The 14891-nt window shown below is 63.5% G+C and carries 14 protein-coding genes; 3 read left to right on the top strand and 11 right to left on the bottom strand.

What is annotated here, in order from left to right:
* Positions 1-9: 9 nt before the first annotated feature.
* The 4 genes from waaA to M1E12_RS01935 all read right to left on the bottom strand — a co-directional run bounded on the left by waaA (position 10) and on the right by M1E12_RS01935 (position 3947).
* Complete coding sequence (gene waaA / locus M1E12_RS01950; protein ID WP_167495021.1) at positions 10-1329, bottom strand: lipid IV(A) 3-deoxy-D-manno-octulosonic acid transferase; 1320 nt, start codon at positions 1327-1329, stop codon at positions 10-12.
* Positions 1330-1484: 155 nt separating this feature from the next.
* On the bottom strand, positions 1485-1721 hold the full coding sequence (locus M1E12_RS01945; protein ID WP_113462031.1) for a DUF4170 domain-containing protein: 237 nt from the start codon (positions 1719-1721) through the stop codon (positions 1485-1487).
* Between the two features lie 62 nt (positions 1722-1783).
* On the bottom strand, positions 1784-2614 hold the full coding sequence (locus M1E12_RS01940; RefSeq protein ID WP_479563558.1) for a 3'(2'),5'-bisphosphate nucleotidase CysQ: 831 nt from the start codon (positions 2612-2614) through the stop codon (positions 1784-1786).
* Complete coding sequence (locus M1E12_RS01935; protein WP_479563557.1) at positions 2601-3947, bottom strand: TldD/PmbA family protein; 1347 nt, start codon at positions 3945-3947, stop codon at positions 2601-2603. The genes M1E12_RS01940 and M1E12_RS01935 overlap by 14 nt, the downstream gene beginning before the upstream one ends.
* A gap of 132 nt (positions 3948-4079) precedes the next feature.
* On the opposite strand from M1E12_RS01935, the gene M1E12_RS01930 reads away from it, so the two are divergent.
* The gene (locus tag M1E12_RS01930) at positions 4080-5894 is read left to right on the top strand and encodes a monovalent cation:proton antiporter-2 (CPA2) family protein (protein WP_310282684.1); all 1815 of its coding nucleotides are present in this window, start codon (positions 4080-4082) and stop codon (positions 5892-5894) included.
* A 4-nt stretch (positions 5895-5898) separates the two neighbouring features.
* Here M1E12_RS01930 and M1E12_RS01925 read toward each other — a convergent pair whose 3' ends face one another.
* Genes M1E12_RS01925 through M1E12_RS01915 form a run of 3 tightly spaced genes read right to left on the bottom strand, consistent with a single transcriptional unit; the run spans position 5899 to position 9222 of the window.
* Positions 5899-6774 carry a patatin-like phospholipase family protein gene (locus M1E12_RS01925; protein WP_113462035.1) on the bottom strand — a complete coding sequence of 292 codons (876 nt, stop codon included), beginning with the start codon at positions 6772-6774 and terminating at the stop codon, positions 5899-5901.
* A gap of 27 nt (positions 6775-6801) precedes the next feature.
* Positions 6802-7362: a 16S rRNA (guanine(966)-N(2))-methyltransferase RsmD gene (gene rsmD, locus M1E12_RS01920; protein ID WP_310240657.1), complete on the bottom strand. Its 561-nt coding sequence runs from the start codon at positions 7360-7362 to the stop codon at positions 6802-6804.
* Positions 7363-7368: 6 nt separating this feature from the next.
* Positions 7369-9222: a pseudouridine synthase gene (locus tag M1E12_RS01915; protein ID WP_479563556.1), complete on the bottom strand. Its 1854-nt coding sequence runs from the start codon at positions 9220-9222 to the stop codon at positions 7369-7371.
* 69 nt (positions 9223-9291) lie between these two features.
* On the opposite strand from M1E12_RS01915, the gene M1E12_RS01910 reads away from it, so the two are divergent.
* Together M1E12_RS01910 and M1E12_RS01905 are read left to right on the top strand one after the other, a co-directional pair.
* Positions 9292-9744, top strand: a complete 453-nt coding sequence (locus M1E12_RS01910; RefSeq protein ID WP_479563555.1) for a nucleoside deaminase — start codon at positions 9292-9294, stop codon at positions 9742-9744.
* On the top strand, positions 9744-10064 hold the full coding sequence (locus M1E12_RS01905) for a hypothetical protein (RefSeq protein ID WP_479563554.1): 321 nt from the start codon (positions 9744-9746) through the stop codon (positions 10062-10064). Before M1E12_RS01910 ends, M1E12_RS01905 begins: the two co-directional genes overlap by 1 nt.
* Before the next feature lie 21 nt (positions 10065-10085).
* Here the strand turns inward: M1E12_RS01905 and M1E12_RS01900 are convergent, their stop codons facing one another.
* The 4 genes from M1E12_RS01900 to M1E12_RS01885 all read right to left on the bottom strand — a co-directional run bounded on the left by M1E12_RS01900 (position 10086) and on the right by M1E12_RS01885 (position 14798).
* Complete coding sequence (locus tag M1E12_RS01900) at positions 10086-10568, bottom strand: N-acetyltransferase family protein (protein WP_479563553.1); 483 nt, start codon at positions 10566-10568, stop codon at positions 10086-10088.
* A gap of 69 nt (positions 10569-10637) precedes the next feature.
* On the bottom strand, positions 10638-11270 hold the full coding sequence (locus tag M1E12_RS01895) for a hypothetical protein (protein WP_113462041.1): 633 nt from the start codon (positions 11268-11270) through the stop codon (positions 10638-10640).
* A gap of 136 nt (positions 11271-11406) precedes the next feature.
* On the bottom strand, positions 11407-14310 hold the full coding sequence (gene ileS / locus M1E12_RS01890; protein ID WP_479563552.1) for an isoleucine--tRNA ligase: 2904 nt from the start codon (positions 14308-14310) through the stop codon (positions 11407-11409).
* Between the two features lie 248 nt (positions 14311-14558).
* Positions 14559-14798 carry a BrnA antitoxin family protein gene (locus tag M1E12_RS01885; RefSeq protein WP_479563551.1) on the bottom strand — a complete coding sequence of 80 codons (240 nt, stop codon included), beginning with the start codon at positions 14796-14798 and terminating at the stop codon, positions 14559-14561.
* Positions 14799-14891: the final 93 nt, after the last annotated feature.

Genomic DNA, 14891 nt, shown 5'->3' with positions numbered 1-14891 from the left:
GCTGGTGTCTCAGCTCTGGCCGGCGATGCGCGGTTCCAGCTTGGCCTTGACGGAGAGCGGGCTGATATAGGGTTCGAGCCCCTTAAGCGTTGCCGTAAGCGCACCGCGCATTTCCTGCATGCTTTCCTGCCCGGCGTCGATCATCTTGGAGCGTGCCACATCATTGTTCAGCAGGAAGTGCACGGCCTTGGCCAGCATTTCGGCATCGCGAACGATGCGGGCAGAGCCCTTGCGGACCAGACGTTGGTAGCTTTCGCGGAAATTGCTGACCTGGGGACCGGACAGAACGGCACAGCCGAGCATGGCGGGCTCCAGCGGGTTCTGCCCCCCTTCGGCCGAGAGCGAACGTCCGACAAAGGCGACTTCCGTCAGCCTGAGATAGAGACCCATTTCGCCGATCGTATCGCCCAGGAAGACATCCGTCTCCGGCGTGATCACATCCCCGCGGGTACGGCGGGCAACGACCAGCCCCTTTTCGACCAGCATGGCTTCGATCTCATCGCTGCGCTCCGGGTGGCGCGGGACAAGCACGCTGAGCAGGCCGGTATGGGCCTTCAGCGCACGATGCACCATGGAGACGATCTTCTCTTCACCGTCGAAGGTGGAGATGGCCGCCCAGGTCTTGCGATTGCCGATCTGTTGGCGGTAGCGCTCAAGCACCTGCTCGTCGCAGGGCGGCGCATCGCTGTCGACCTTGATATTGCCGGAGACGCTGACCGGCCAGGCGCCGAGATCCCGGAAGCGCTCTGCGTCGAGATCGGACTGGGCGATCACCAGCGCGAGCTTGCCGAACAGGGTTTCTGCAATCGATGAATGCCGCTTCCAGCGATCGAAGGAACGATCGGACATGCGGGCATTGACGAGGATCTGCGGGATATGCCGGCGATGCAGCTCGGCAAGCGTCGTCGGCCAGATCTCGGACTCCACACCGATCGCGACATCCGGCTGCCAGTAATCGAGGAAGCGGCGGATCGACGGCAGGAGGTCGAGCGGCACATACTGGTGCAGGACCATGTCGCCGAGACGGTTCTTCGCCACTTCCGCCGACGTTACGGTGCCGGTGGTCAGCAGCACATGGATGTCGCGGCGGCGCAGTTCCCGCATCAGCGACATGACGGCGGTGGTTTCGCCGACGCTCGCGGCATGGATCCAGACAAGCGGTCCGACGGGTCTTGCGAGACTTGCATGGCCGAAGCGCTCGGCACGGCGGGCCCGGTCTTCCTTGCCCTTGGCTGCACGATAGGCAAGCAGGGGCCGAGACAGCGGGTAGGCAGCAAGGCCCAGCCAGCCGTAGGATGTCAAGGCGAAGGAGGCTAGGCCATCGCTCAGTGCCATCGATCGAACCTGCTCATCTTCATCGACAATGCCATTCAGCCCTTTTCGGAGGCGGCGCTACGCACACTAGAGATGCAAGAAGACTGAGTTCAAAACGTGACCCTTGCGGGTCGTGAACGGCGGTTTTGGGAGCACCGCCGACCCCTGGTTCACTTATCCGAAGGGTTCAACAGTCGGTGCATGTGAACGATGAAATAACGCATATGCGCATTGTCGACCGTGGCCTGAGCCTTCGCCTTCCAGGCGACGAGCGCGCTGGCGTAATCGGGGAAGATGCCGACGATGTCGAGGGCATTCAGATCGCGAAACTGGACCTCTTCTAGGCTCGACAATTCACCGCCAAAAACCAGATGGAGAAGCTGCTTGTTTTCGTTGGTTTCCGTCATGTTCGCGGCCTTTTCTTATTCCTAGTCTGTGGGGAACCATCTGCGCGATTTCGCCCCAAAGGTCAACTCCGAGGAATTCGGGAGATGTTCTTGAGCAATGCCGGAAGAAGCTCGGCCGATGCTGCGCAGAGCACCGGGTGGGTGACCTCTTCCCGATTGTATACCAGGGGCTGCCCGTCGAGATCTGTGATCCCGCCACCGGCGCGGGCAAGGATCAGATCGGCTGCGGCGAGATCCCAGTCATGCGAGCTCTTCTTGACGAGCGTCGCATCGATGCGCCCGTCGGCGACCAGCGCCAGTCGGTAGGCGAGCGAGGGGATATGCTCCACCCTCTCGATCCGGGGTCTGAGGACCGGGCTGAAGCTTGCGACCATGTCCTGGGCGGAGGCGAGTTTCAGGCTGTCTTCGATGCCGGCCGCGGATACCGCAATGTCCTGGCCATTGCGACGGGCAGGTCCATCGATCGTTGCGGTGAATTCTTCCCCGAGCGATGGCGCCACCAGAATGCCTGCCACCGGCGCTCCCTTGTAGACCACGGCAACCGAGACGCACCACGTATCCTTGCCGGCAAGAAAGGCACGGGTACCGTCGATCGGATCGATGACAAAGAGAGTGTCGCAGGAGAGGCGCGCCGGATCGTCATCCGTCTCTTCCGAAAGCCAGCCGTAATTCGGCCGGGCGTGGCGGAGGATTTCTTCAAGGATCCGGTTGGCGGCGTAGTCGGCCGCGCTGACCGGCGAGCGGCCCTCGTTCTTCCACCAGACTTCCGGCGACTGGCCGAAATGGGCCATGGCCACCTTGCCGGCCTCGCGCGCGGCCTCGGTTATCAGCCTCAGATCCGCCTGCCAGTCGAAGCGCGGACCGGGCGGTGTCTGTCGATCAGAGTCCGGCAAGGGTCATGCCCTCAATGGCAAGCGTGGGCGCGGCGACGCCGAACTTCCGGTCGATGTCGTTGGCCGGCGTGATCCGCATGAACATCTGCTTCAGGTTGGACGCCAGCGTGATCTCGGAGACCGGATAGGTCAACTCGCCGTTTTCGATCCAGAAGCCGCTCGCGCCGCGGCTATACTCGCCAGTGATCATGTCGACGCCACTGCCGATCATATCGGTGACATAGAGCCCTGTGCCGACGCTGCGGATCAGCTCCTCCGGCGAGATGTCACCTGGCTCCAATGCGAGATTGGTAGAGGATGGCGAGACCGACGTGCCGCCACGCACACCACGGCCATTGGTCTTCAAACCCAATTCCCGGGCAACGGACGAAGAGAGGAACCAGTGTTTCAGCACACCGTCCTCGATCATGGTGAGTGGCGTGCCGGAGACGCCTTCGCCGTCAAAGGGCCGTGAGGAGGAGCCGCGCACCTTCAGCGGATCATCGGTGATGCTGAGGCCGGCTTTCAACACCTGCTGGCCCATCTTGTCGCGCAGGAAGGACGTCTTGCGGGCGACGGACGACCCGTTGATCGCACCGGCGATCGTACCGACGAAACCGCGGGCGACGCGGGGGTCGAAGACAACGGTCAGGTTGGATGCCGTCGGGACCTGGCGCGGGTTCAGGCGACGGATCGCACGCTCGGCGGCGCGGCGACCGATCTCTTCGGGGCTGTCGAGCTCGGCAAAATAGAGGCGGCTGTCGAAGTCGTGGTCGCGCTCCATCTTGGTGCCCACACCGGCAATGACGCCGACAGAGCGGGAGAAACGCGAGCCGGCATAGCTGCCGGAAAAACCGTGCGAGGTGACGAGCACGAGACCGCCCATGCCGGCGGAGGCACCTGCACCCAGCGAATTGCTGACGCCGTTCACCGACCGGGCCGCCTCCTCCATGGCGAGCGCGCTTTCGCGCAACTCGTCGCTTGAGACATCCGTGTCATCGAAGAGCTGTAGGTCGGGAATGTCGCGGGCAAGCTCACTCTCGTCGGCCAGGCCGGCAAAGGGATCTTCGGGCGACACCTTGGCCATGGCCACGGCCCGCTCGGCCAGTGCCTTCAGATCGAAGCCCGGATTGGCCGAGACGCTGGCAACCTGGCGGCCGACGAAGACGCGCAGTGAAAAGTCGTCGCTTTCGGAGGCCTCGGTCGACTCGACCTTGCCAAGTCGGACGCTAACGCCCTTGGACCGGGAGCGGACGACCACGGCATCCGCCTTGTCGGCACCGGCCTTCATGGCGAGGTCCACAAGCTGCTCTGCGCGTTCGAGGAGATTGGCGGAATCGATTTGATTGGGCATGGGTTGGCCTTTCCTTCCCGCTCCATTTATTGTGCAACACAAGGTGCATCAAGGGCGGTTCGGGGTTTTCCGATCACGAGCCCGGCATGGCACCAGGCGAGCAAGCGCGGCTTATGCCGGCGGACGAGGAGAATGGCATTGGCAGGCGCAAGCGAAGCTCTTTTCACCCAACCCCTGTTGCTGCTCGGCGGCGCGGTGATCGCAGCGCCGATCTTCCGAAAACTGGGGCTCGGCACCGTTCTCGGCTATCTTGCCGCGGGCGTCGTGATCGGCCCCGTGCTGCATCTGATCGGCGGCTCCGGCGAGATTCTGGCGGTCGCCGAACTCGGCGTGGTGCTGCTGCTCTTCATCATCGGGCTGGAGCTCAAACCCAGCCGATTGTGGACCATGCGGCGCGACATCTTCGGGCTCGGGACAAGCCAGGTGGTGCTCACAGGATTGGCCCTGACGGGACTGGTTTATGCGGCAGGTCTTCTCAACTGGCGAGGGGCGCTGGTTGCGGGCTTCGGCCTCGCGCTCTCCTCCACCGCCTTTGCGCTGCAGTTGCTGGAAGACTATGGCGACATGAACAGCCGCTATGGCCAACGCTCCTTTTCGATCCTGCTCTTCCAGGATCTGGCGATCGTGCCCCTTCTGGCCATGGTGTCGGTTCTCGGCTCGCAAGGCGGTGAGGCACAGCAGTCGCCGATCCTGGAGGTGGGGATTGCCGTGGGTGCGGTGATCGCCATGATCCTGGCGGGCCGGTATCTGCTGACGCCCATGTTCCAGATCATTGCCCGGACGGGGGCGCGGGAAGTCATGATTGCCGCTGCCCTCTTCGTCGTGCTGGGATCGGCCTATCTCATGCAGGTGGCAGGTCTCTCCATGGCCATGGGCGCCTTCCTTGCCGGCGTGATGCTCGCGGAATCCTCCTATCGCCATGAACTGGAGGCCGATATCGAGCCGTTCCGCGGGCTTCTGCTGGCGCTCTTCTTCATCGCGGTCGGCCTGTCGATGGAGCTGCAGGTCATCGTCGACAACCTGTTGCTGATCGTGATCGCCGTGCCCGTCCTCATGGCGGTGAAGGCGCTGATCATCTATGCGATCTGCCGGATCGCCGGCTCCACGCATAATGACGCCATCCGGATCGGCATGCTTTTGCCGCAGGGTGGCGAATTCGGCTTCGTACTCTTTACCACCGCAGCCGCAGCCGGCCTGTTCACCGGCGCGCAGTCCTCGCTGCTCATCTCGATCGTGACGCTCTCAATGGCGCTGACGCCGCTCACCGCGCTGATCGGCCAGCGGCTGCTGTCGCGCGACGCGACGGAGAAGGAGGAGATGGACGAAGACTTCGAGGGTGCGGGCTCGGACGTCCTGATGATCGGCTTCTCGCGCTTTGGCCAGATCGCCGCGCAGATCCTTCTGGCGAGCGGCCGGGACGTCACCATCCTCGACGACAGCCCGGACCGTATCCGGCAGGCGGCAACCTTCGGGTTTAGGATCTATTTCGGCGATGGCACGCGCCTCGACATGCTGCGGGCCGCCGGGATCGAGAAGGCCAAGATCGTCGCCGTCTGCACGCACAAGAAGGAGATCACCGACAAGATCGTCGACCTCATTCGCTCGGAATATCCGGATGTGCGTCTCTTCGTGCGCTCCTATGACCGGGTTCACAGCCTGGAGCTTCGCGCCAAGGATGTGGAATACGAGCTGCGCGAGACTTTCGAGTCCGGCCTGCTCTTCGGTCGGCGCACGCTGGAAGGGCTCGGCGCCTCGGAGGACGAGGCCTATACGATCGGCGAAGACATTCGCCGCCGCGACGAGGAACGGCTGAAGCTTCAGGCGCAGGAGGGGATCCTTGCGGGCCGCGAATTGATCCACAAGCGCCCGGTGAAGCCCGAGCCGCTGGTCAAGCCGAAAAAGGCGATCCAGGCGGTCGAGGAGGAACGAGAAGTTCCGGCCGCCTGATCGCTCAGCGACGGACGAAGTCTTCCATGCGCGCGGCGATATCGCGCTTCAACGGATCCTTGAGGCGATCGCAGATCTCCAGGATCTGCCGCGCCTTGAAGAAGTCCAACACCTTGTAGCTGTTGACGTCGGGGCGCAGATAGATGTCGGGCTGGCAGATCTTCATCTTCAGCGCGATATGCGACTGCATCATCAGCTGCGAGGCGCCGAACAGGCTGTCGATGCGGTTGGGAACCAGTGAGCCGTCGCCCTCTGGCGCGCCGATCACATCAACGGCGATCATGATGTCGACCTTGCCGACCAGATGGTCGTAGGGCACCGGGTTGAAGATGCCGCCGTCGATCATCAACCGACCGTCGATGGTGACGGGTGCAAACAGGGCGGGAATGGCTGCAGAGGCCGACAGCGCTTCATAGAGATCGCCTTCGGTCCGCACCATCTCACACTGGCCGTAATAGTCAGTCGCAATGACGGTCAGGGGGAGGCCGAGTTCGGCAAAGGTTTCGGGGATCTGCGGCGGCAGGAAGGCGCGCAACAGGCGCGGCAGGTTGAACTGCCCGAGACGAAAGCCGCCCAGCGCACGGATGCTGGCGGGGCGCAGGCTCCAGAAGCGGTTGAGAACGAGGCCGCGATTGTCGGCAAGGGAGAGCGTGTAGTCCCGGATGTCACGACCGCTCATGCCGGCGGCATAACCGGCTCCCAGGATCGCCCCCATTGAGGAGCCGGCGATCAGCGCCGGCTTGATGCCGAGTTCATCGAAGACTTCGAGCACCGGAATATGCGCAAAGCCGCGGGCACCCCCTGCCCCGAGCGCCACGCCGATCGTCGGATCGGCTTTCACGGGATTGGAGGGGATGGGGGTTTCGGCGACAAGATCCATAGACTCAGTCTTTCTCCACTGACGGGATCAGGACGACCTATAGGAAAAGAAGTACATTTTCGTGTCACCGAAGGTCCGCTCTTCGACAAAGGCGAAAACCGGATCGACGGAGACCTGCACATCACTGCGTTCTTCAAGGATGACCAGCGCATCCTTGGCCAGCCAGCCACCCTGATGCGCCGCAAGCAACGCCTTTTCGCCAAGGCCCTTGCCGTAAGGCGGATCGGCGAAGAGAAGCTCGAAGGGCTCGATGTTGTTGGCCGGTCCGAGATTGGTCGCGTCGCGCCTCAGGATGCGGGCGCGGCCATGCAGGCCGAGCGCATCGATGTTTTCCCAGAGAAGGCTGCGGCCCTCGACACTGTTTTCGACGAAGAGCGCCGACTTGCAGCCGCGCGACAGAGCCTCGATGCCGACGGCACCGGTGCCGGCGAAGAGATCGAGGATGCGGGTGCCTTCGAGCACGCCCGGATGGGCATGCGCGAGGATGTTGAACAGGCTTTCGCGCGTCCGGTCGATGGTCGGCCGGATGTCATTCGACTTCGGCGTGGCCAGCGTCCGGCCACGGAATTCTCCGCCGACGATGCGCATGCCGGCTTACCTCTTGCCCTTGGGCGCGCCACCGCGGCTGCCGGAAGGCTTAGCCCCCGGACCACCGGAGCGCGGGCCACCTGCAGGACGGCCACCCGGCTTGCCACCGAAGCTCTTGCCGCCTGGCTTGCCACCAAAGGACTTTCCACCCGGCTTGCCCGAAGGCTTTCCACCGAAGGACTTGCCGGCTGGCTTGTCACCAAAGGGCTTGCCACCGCGCGGTTTGTCACCGAACGGACGCTCGCCACGGGGCCTGTCATCGCGGGGTCTGTCGTCGCGCGGACGATCACCGCGTGCGGGGCGATCGCCGAAATCGCGCTTCGGACCACGATCGGAGAACTCTCGACGCGGTCCGCGATCTTCGCCGTCTCGACGGGGAGTGCGCTCGGCACGGTCGCCGAAGTCGCGGCGGGGAGCACGGTCCTCTCCCTCCCGGCGGGCGGGACGGGCACCGAAACCGCCGGGCTTTCCGCCACGGCCGCCTTCGCGTGCACCCGATTTCTGATCCGGGCCATCGGCGCGGATCCAATCACCCTCTTCGTCGCGAGCACGGGTGATCTTGACGGTCGAGGTCGGCCTGTCGTCGAAACGATCGGCGTTTTTTGCGCCGCGCGGATCAGGCTTGCGGCGGGCAGCGGCAGCGGCCGCCTTTTCGCCGAGCGGCCGGGCACCCGGGGCCATCCAGACATTTGCCGTCCTGCCCTTGGTGTTGCCAGCGGGCCGCTTCTGCTTGTCGGCAAACTTGTCGCCGGAGTTGCCATCGTCGCGGCGGGTATCGAGACGGCCGAGCGCCCGCTCGCGGCGGTCACCCTTGTCACCCCGATCGTTCGAGCCTGAGCGCTTCTTCTCGGAAGAGCGCTCGTCACGGCCCCAGTCGGCCTTCGGCTCGCGGCCGGACTTCTTGGCCGGCGCTGCAGCGTCTTCCTCGTCCGTCTCCGCGCCATGGCTGTAGATCGGTGCGTCGAAATTTGCCTTGGATTCCTCGATCAGGCGGGGACCAAGCTGGTCACGCAGCATGCGGCCGCGCACTTCCACCACCTGGCCTTCCGGCAGATCGCCGAGCTGAAACGGGCCATAGGAGATGCGGATCAGGCGGTTGACCTCGAGGCCGAGCGCGCCAAGCACGTTCTTGATCTCGCGGTTCTTGCCTTCGCGCAGACCCATCGTGATCCAGGCATTGTGGCCCTGCTTGCGGTCGAGCGTCGCGTCGATCGCGCCATAGAGCACGCCGTCGACGGCGATGCCTTCCTTCAGCGCATCAAGCGCCGGCTGGTCGATATCGCCATAGGCGCGCACGCGATAACGCCGCAGCCAGCCGGTGGTCGGCAGTTCCAGGACGCGCGCAAGACCACCGTCATTGGTGAGCAGCAGCAGACCCTCGGTGTTGATGTCGAGGCGACCGATCGACATGACCCGTGGCAGTTCTTCCGGCAGGTTCTCGAACACCGTCGGGCGGCCTTCCGGATCGGAATTGGTCGTCACAAGACCGGCCGGCTTGTGGTAGAGCCAGAGGCGTGTGCGTTCGATGCCGCGGATCGGCTGGCCGTCGACCTCGATCTTGTCGGCGAGCGTTGCGTTCAGCACCGGTGTTTCGAGCACCTTGCCGTTCACGGAAACGCGGCCTTCCGTGATCATGCGCTCGATGTCGCGACGGGATGCGACGCCGGCACGCGCGAGCAGCTTGGAGATGCGCTCGGGCTTCATGGCCTCGTCGCCGGCCGGCGCCTCGGCGCGGGGCGCGCGGGCGGGCTTCGACGCGGGCTTGTCTGCTGAGGCTGCGGACGGCTTTCGGGTTTGCGGCTTGCCGCCGCGGTCGGAGGACTTCGCCCCCGGACGCCTGGACTTGTCTTTGAATGTCATTTGCTGTTTGCCTGTGGTTTGGGCTGTCGTATCAGGTCGCGCGGCTCTGGTTAAGTGGAAAGTTCAGGCATGGAGAAGACAAACGGCTTCATGGAGGCGGCGTTCGAGGAGGCGCGTGCGGCCGGCGAGCGTGGCGAGGTTCCGATCGGCGCCGTGGTTGTGCGCGACGGACGCATCCTCGGTCGGGCCGGCAACGAGACAAGGGCGCTCAATGACGTGACCGCCCATGCAGAGATCCTCGCCATCCGACGTGCCGCGGCTGCCGTGGGCGACGAACGACTCGTTGAGGCCGATCTCTATGTGACGCTCGAACCCTGCACCATGTGTGCGGCGGCAATCTCCTTTGCCCGGATGAGGCGACTCTATTATGCTGCCGGCGATGTCAAAGGTGGCGCGGTCGAGAATGGTGTCCGCTTCTTCGCGCAGCCCACCTGCCATCACGTGCCGGATGTCTATTCCGGCATTCGCGAAAGCGAAGCGGCCGAAATGCTCAGGGCCTTCTTCCAGGATCGGAGGGATTGATGATCTTTGTTGCGCTCACGCTGTCGATCGCCGGCATGGCTGCCATTGCCTTCTGGGCCTATCGCAACGTCGCGCCGCATAGCGACCGCCTGCCAATGCAGTGGTCGGCAGACGGCACCGTGAACTGGCGGGCGCCTCGTCTTCTCGCGATCGCGACGACGCCCGTCCTGATGCTGACGATCATCGGCCTGATCTTCGTGCTGTCTCGGCATGACCACGCGGAGCGCAACATGGCGCTGCTTTGGGTTTCCTTCATCGGCCCGGCGCTCCAGGCGCTGCACATGGCGCTTGTCGCCCGCACGGTGGAAAACGAAGAGTAAAAGGGCGGTCTTGAAGCCGCCTCATGCGATGCCGGCGAAATCCTTGAGCTTCTGGCCGGCCAATCGGTAGCGGATCCATTCGTTCTGCGGCTCGGCACCGACGGCGTCATAGACGCGGATGGCCGGCTCGTTCCAATCGAGCACGCTCCACTCGAAGCGGCCGCATCCCTTTTCCACCGCCACACGTGCGAGATGTTTGAGAAGCAGCTTTCCGGCGCCGGAGCCGCGGAAGTCGGGGGAGACGTAGAGATCCTCCAGATAGAGGCCGTTCTTCGCCTGCCAGGTGGAATAGCTGTAGAACCAGACGGCAAAACCGGCCGGCTTGCCGTCGGCCTCCAGGATCACCGCATCCGTCACCGAGCCTTCGCCGAAGATCGAGGATCGGACCGTCTCCTCGGTTGCCTCAACCTCATGGCCCGCCTTTTCATAGACGGCGAGTTCGGTGATGAAGCCGAGGATGACGGCGGCATCTTCCGGCGTGGCGGGGCGAATGGTGAAGTTCATCTGACGACCTCAAGCAAAAGGGCAGGTCGTTGCCGCCCTGCCCCGGTATTCACGATATCGATAAAAGGTTTACTGGAAAGGCATCCACCAGGAGCTGGTCTGCTGGGCAGCCTTGGCTTCCTTCTTGCGACGCTTTTCCTTCTTGGCTTCCGGCTCGCCCAGGTCGGTCAGAGCGACGTCCTGGGTCTGGCGATATTCGGCCGGCGGATCGGAGAGAAGACGGCGCTGGTCGAGATAGGCGCCCTTCTGCAGCTGGCGCGCCTCGCGGAAGGCCTGCCACTTCTGGGTCTCGGTCATGGTGCCTGCCGTGCCGTAGCCGGCAAGCAGCGGCGAACGGTAGCGCGGGTTGTCCGCATTGGCGTCGGCTTCGGCGACGAGACGCTCACGCGCCTCCTCCGGCGATTCCACCCATTCCGGATTGTTTTCGCGGCTTGCGACGGAAGCCTGTGGCGCAACAAGCGCAGCCGTCTGCGTGCCGCCCGGCGGCAGCACGAGATCCGGACGCGGGTTGTACTTCGTGCCCTTGTTGGCAGCTTCGCGCGGGGCGATCGACACGGCCGAGCCGACGTCATCCACCAGCTGCTCCATTGCCGTCTTGTCAGTGCCGTAGGTCGGGCTGCCGACGCAGCCGGACAGGCTGGCCGTGACGCCGAAAAGGCCAACCAGACCGAGGCCAACTCTGAACAGATATGCCGAATTCATGAATGCCTACCAGCCTCGCCGCAGTTACATCAGTCGTGCCGAATACTCGCGACCAGCCCTGCCGGTCGATTTCGGCCAATTTCAGGCAGTTTTACCGGATGACCCGCAAAAGCGCAAATCATCCGGTCACATTTCCTTATCCGAGTGCCGCGAGTTCACGCAGCGCCTGGGCATCACGCGCCGAAACCTCAGGATAGTCCGGATCGGACCCGACATCCTTGGTGATCTTCCAGGAGCGGGCGCATTTCGTGCCTTCGGCGAGCTTCGGCTCGACGGCGACCTTCGTGCCATCGTCGAGACGGAAGGCTTCATCAGGACCTTCACCTGCGACAACAGAGATGTCAGAGGTGATGCAGATCTCGGCGAAATCGAGACCGTCGAGAGCCTTCAGAAGCTCCGCATCGGCGACATGGACGACCGGAGCGGCTTCCAGCGAAGAACCGATGCGCTTTTCCTTGCGCTCGATCTCGAGCGCGCCGGTGACCGCGCGGCGGACGGCACGCACACCCTTCCACTTCTCGGCGACCGCCTCGTTCGACCAGTCGGCCGGGATCACCGGGAACTGTTCGAGATGGACCGACTCGGCCTTTGGATCGCGCGACAGCCAGGCCTCTTCCGTGGTGAAGGGCATCATCGGCGCAAACCACAGGACCAGGCAATCGAAGAGCTTGCGGATGACGAAGAGGGCCGAACGACGCTTCAGGCTCGACGGCGCGTCGCAGTAGAGCGTGTCCTTGCGGATATCGAAGTAAAAGGCCGAGAGTTCGACATTCGCGAAGTCCGAGAGCGCGCGGACGATGCGCTTGAAGTCGAATTCGTCGTAGGACTTGCGGACCAGCTGATCGAGTTCGGCCAGACGGTGCAGCATCAGCTTTTCGAGTTCCGGCAGGTCGGCATAGGCGATCTCCTCGCCCTTGTCATGGGCGAGCGTGCCGAGCATCCAGCGGATCGTGTTGCGGATCTTGCGGTAGGCATCGATATTGGTCTGGATGATCGTCTTGCCGAGGCGCTGGTCTTCGGCATAGTCGGTCGACATGACCCAGAGACGCAGGATATCCGCGCCGGACTCCTTCATGACGTCCTGCGGCGTGACCGTATTGCCGAGCGACTTCGACATCTTGCGGCCGTCTTCGGCCATGGTGAAACCATGGGTGATGACGGCATTGTAGGGCGCGCGGCCGCGGGTGGCGCAGCTTTCGAGCAGCGAGGAATGGAACCAGCCGCGATGCTGGTCAGAGCCTTCCAGGTAGACATCGGCCGGCCACTTGAGATCCGGGCGATCTTCCAGCGTGAAGGTATGGGTCGAGCCACTGTCGAACCAGACGTCGAGGATGTCGGTGACCATCTGCCACTTGTCGCCGTCATGCTCGTTTCCGAGGAAACGCTCCTTGGCGCCTTCGGCGAACCAGGCGTCGGCGCCTTCCTTCTCGAAGGCTTCAAGGATGCGGGCATTGACCTTCTCATCCTTCAGCACATTGCCTTCCGCATCGGCGAAGACGCAGATAGGTACACCCCAGGCGCGCTGACGCGACAGAACCCAGTCCGGGCGCTGCTCGATCATGGCGCGCAGGCGGTTCTGACCGCCGGCGGGGACGAAGCGGGTCTGGTCGATGGCGGAGAGCGCACGGGTGCGCAGCGTCGTGCCGTCGCCGAGTTCCTTGTCCATGTAGACAAACCACTGCGGCGTGTTGCGGAAGATGACCGGCTTCTTCGAGCGCCAGGAATGCGGGTATTCGTGCTTGATGCGGCCACGGGCGAAGAGGTTGTCGGCGGCGATCAGGGCCTCGATGACGCGCTTGTTGGCGTCGCCCTTCTTGCCGTTGTCGTCGAGGACGCGGGCAGCGCCGCCTTCGGCCAAGGGGCCAAAGCCGGGAGCGTCTTCGGTATAGAAGCCGGCATCATCGACCGGGAACGGGATCTTCACGTCGATGCCACGGGCTTCAAGCGCGCGGACATTTGCCATCCAGGCCTCAAAGTCTTCGCGACCGTGGGACGGGGCGGTGTGGACAAAACCGGTACCGGCGTCGTCAGTGACGTGGTCGCCATCGAGCATCGGGACGGCAAAGGTGTAGCCCAAGTCGGCCAGCGGGTGCGCGCAGGTGATCGCGCCGAGTTCGGCCGCGGTCACATCGCGGACGAGCTTGAAGGTCACCTTGGCCTTGGTGGCCGCGTCTTCGGCGAGGCGCTTGGCGAAGATCAGCTTTTCGCCCGGCTGCGGGCCGAAGTCGTTGGTGGCTTCGGTGATCTCGTAGAGACCGTATTCGATCTTCGAAGAGTAGGAGATCGCACGGTTGCCCGGGATGGTCCAGGGGGTGGTGGTCCAGATGACGACGGAGGCAGACTTCAATTCATCTGCGCCTTCCACCACTGCGAATTTCACCCAGATCGTGTCGCTCTCGACCTCGGCATATTCCACCTCGGCTTCGGCAAGCGCCGTGCGCTCGACGACCGACCACATGATCGGCTTGGAGCCGCGATAGAGCTGGCCGGACATGGCGATCTTCAGGAGTTCGCCGGCGATGCGGGCTTCCGAATGGAAGGCCATGGTGGTGTAGGGGTTGTCGAAGTCGCCCTCGATGCCGAGGCGGCGAAATTCTTCCGCCTGGATGTTGATCCAGCCCTGCGCGAAGTCGCGGCATTCCTGGCGGAATTCGTTGATCGGAACTTCGTTCTTGTCCTTGCCCTTGGCGCGATAGGCTTCCTCGATCTTCCACTCGATCGGCAGGCCATGGCAGTCCCAGCCGGGCACGTAGTTCGAATCGAAGCCGCGCATCTGGAAGGAGCGGGTGATAACGTCCTTCAAAACCTTGTTCAGCGCGTGGCCGATATGGATGTTGCCGTTGGCATAGGGAGGGCCGTCATGCAGGACGAATTTTTCGCGGCCGGCGGCCGAGGCGCGCAGGCGCTTGTAAAGATCCATCTGCTTCCACTTCGCCGCCATTTCCGGCTCCTTCTGGGGAAGGCCGGCGCGCATCGGGAATTCGGTCTCGGGCAGATAGAGGGTCTTGGAGTAATCGATCTTTTCAGGGGTAGTGGTCATGGATCAGCCATCGGATGGGGCGACCTCGGGGTCGCGGAATTTGCGTCTTGGAGTGGCGGCAAGCGGGCGCGGGGCTTCTAACCCAACGCCAAAAACCCGGACCTTCCCGCAGCTCTTCAAGCCACCGGGAGGGCCGGGCCAATAATTCGAATGATCCGGGCCGCCGAAAGATACGTCATGTCGCCGCGTTCTTTAGGGGTTTTTCGTTGCGAAAGGAAGGGGCAAGATGGAGTGCCGTGCGTGGCTTCCTACCCACTGTTTTCCGCCTCGACGACCGCACGCAGGGCGTCGTTGATGCGGTCCTGCCAGCCGGGGCCGTCCTTCTGGAAGTGTTCGAGGATCGCGCTGTCGAGCTTGATCGAGACCAGCTCCTTCACCTGCGGCGGCGCACGGCGCTCGACCACCGGGGTTGCGGGCTTTTTTGCGGGCTTGAACAGAGCCTCGGCGGCATCCTTCGGATTGGCGGGTCTGCGCGGCGTCGTGGCCATGGATTGCCTTTCGGGCTGTCTCAACTGATTTGCTGGCCGCACTAGGCGATAATGCGGTCAAGGCGTCAAGCGATGATGGCCGGGCGTTGCCAG

This window comes from Rhizobium sp. K33 (genome assembly GCF_056501445.1).
This window is presented reverse-complemented; position numbering and strand designations above follow the sequence as displayed.

Bases quoted from the DNA above. Each gene is read 5' to 3' on its own strand.
- M1E12_RS01945 (WP_113462031.1), bottom strand. From the start codon at position 1,721: ATGACGGAAACCAACGAAAACAAGCAGCTTCTCCATCTGGTTTTTGGC.
- M1E12_RS01935 (WP_479563557.1), bottom strand. From the start codon at position 3,947: ATGCCCAATCAAATCGATTCCGCCAATCTCCTCGAACGCGCAGAGCAG.
- M1E12_RS01930 (WP_310282684.1), top strand. From the start codon at position 4,080: ATGGCATTGGCAGGCGCAAGCGAAGCTCTTTTCACCCAACCCCTGTTG.
- M1E12_RS01925 (WP_113462035.1), bottom strand. From the start codon at position 6,774: ATGGATCTTGTCGCCGAAACCCCCATCCCCTCCAATCCCGTGAAAGCC.
- rsmD (WP_310240657.1), bottom strand. From the start codon at position 7,362: ATGCGCATCGTCGGCGGAGAATTCCGTGGCCGGACGCTGGCCACGCCG.
- M1E12_RS01915 (WP_479563556.1), bottom strand. From the start codon at position 9,222: ATGACATTCAAAGACAAGTCCAGGCGTCCGGGGGCGAAGTCCTCCGAC.
- M1E12_RS01910 (WP_479563555.1), top strand. From the start codon at position 9,292: ATGGAGAAGACAAACGGCTTCATGGAGGCGGCGTTCGAGGAGGCGCGT.
- M1E12_RS01905 (WP_479563554.1), top strand. From the start codon at position 9,744: ATGATCTTTGTTGCGCTCACGCTGTCGATCGCCGGCATGGCTGCCATT.
- M1E12_RS01900 (WP_479563553.1), bottom strand. From the start codon at position 10,568: ATGAACTTCACCATTCGCCCCGCCACGCCGGAAGATGCCGCCGTCATC.
- M1E12_RS01895 (WP_113462041.1), bottom strand. From the start codon at position 11,270: ATGAATTCGGCATATCTGTTCAGAGTTGGCCTCGGTCTGGTTGGCCTT.
- ileS (WP_479563552.1), bottom strand. From the start codon at position 14,310: ATGACCACTACCCCTGAAAAGATCGATTACTCCAAGACCCTCTATCTG.
- M1E12_RS01885 (WP_479563551.1), bottom strand. From the start codon at position 14,798: ATGGCCACGACGCCGCGCAGACCCGCCAATCCGAAGGATGCCGCCGAG.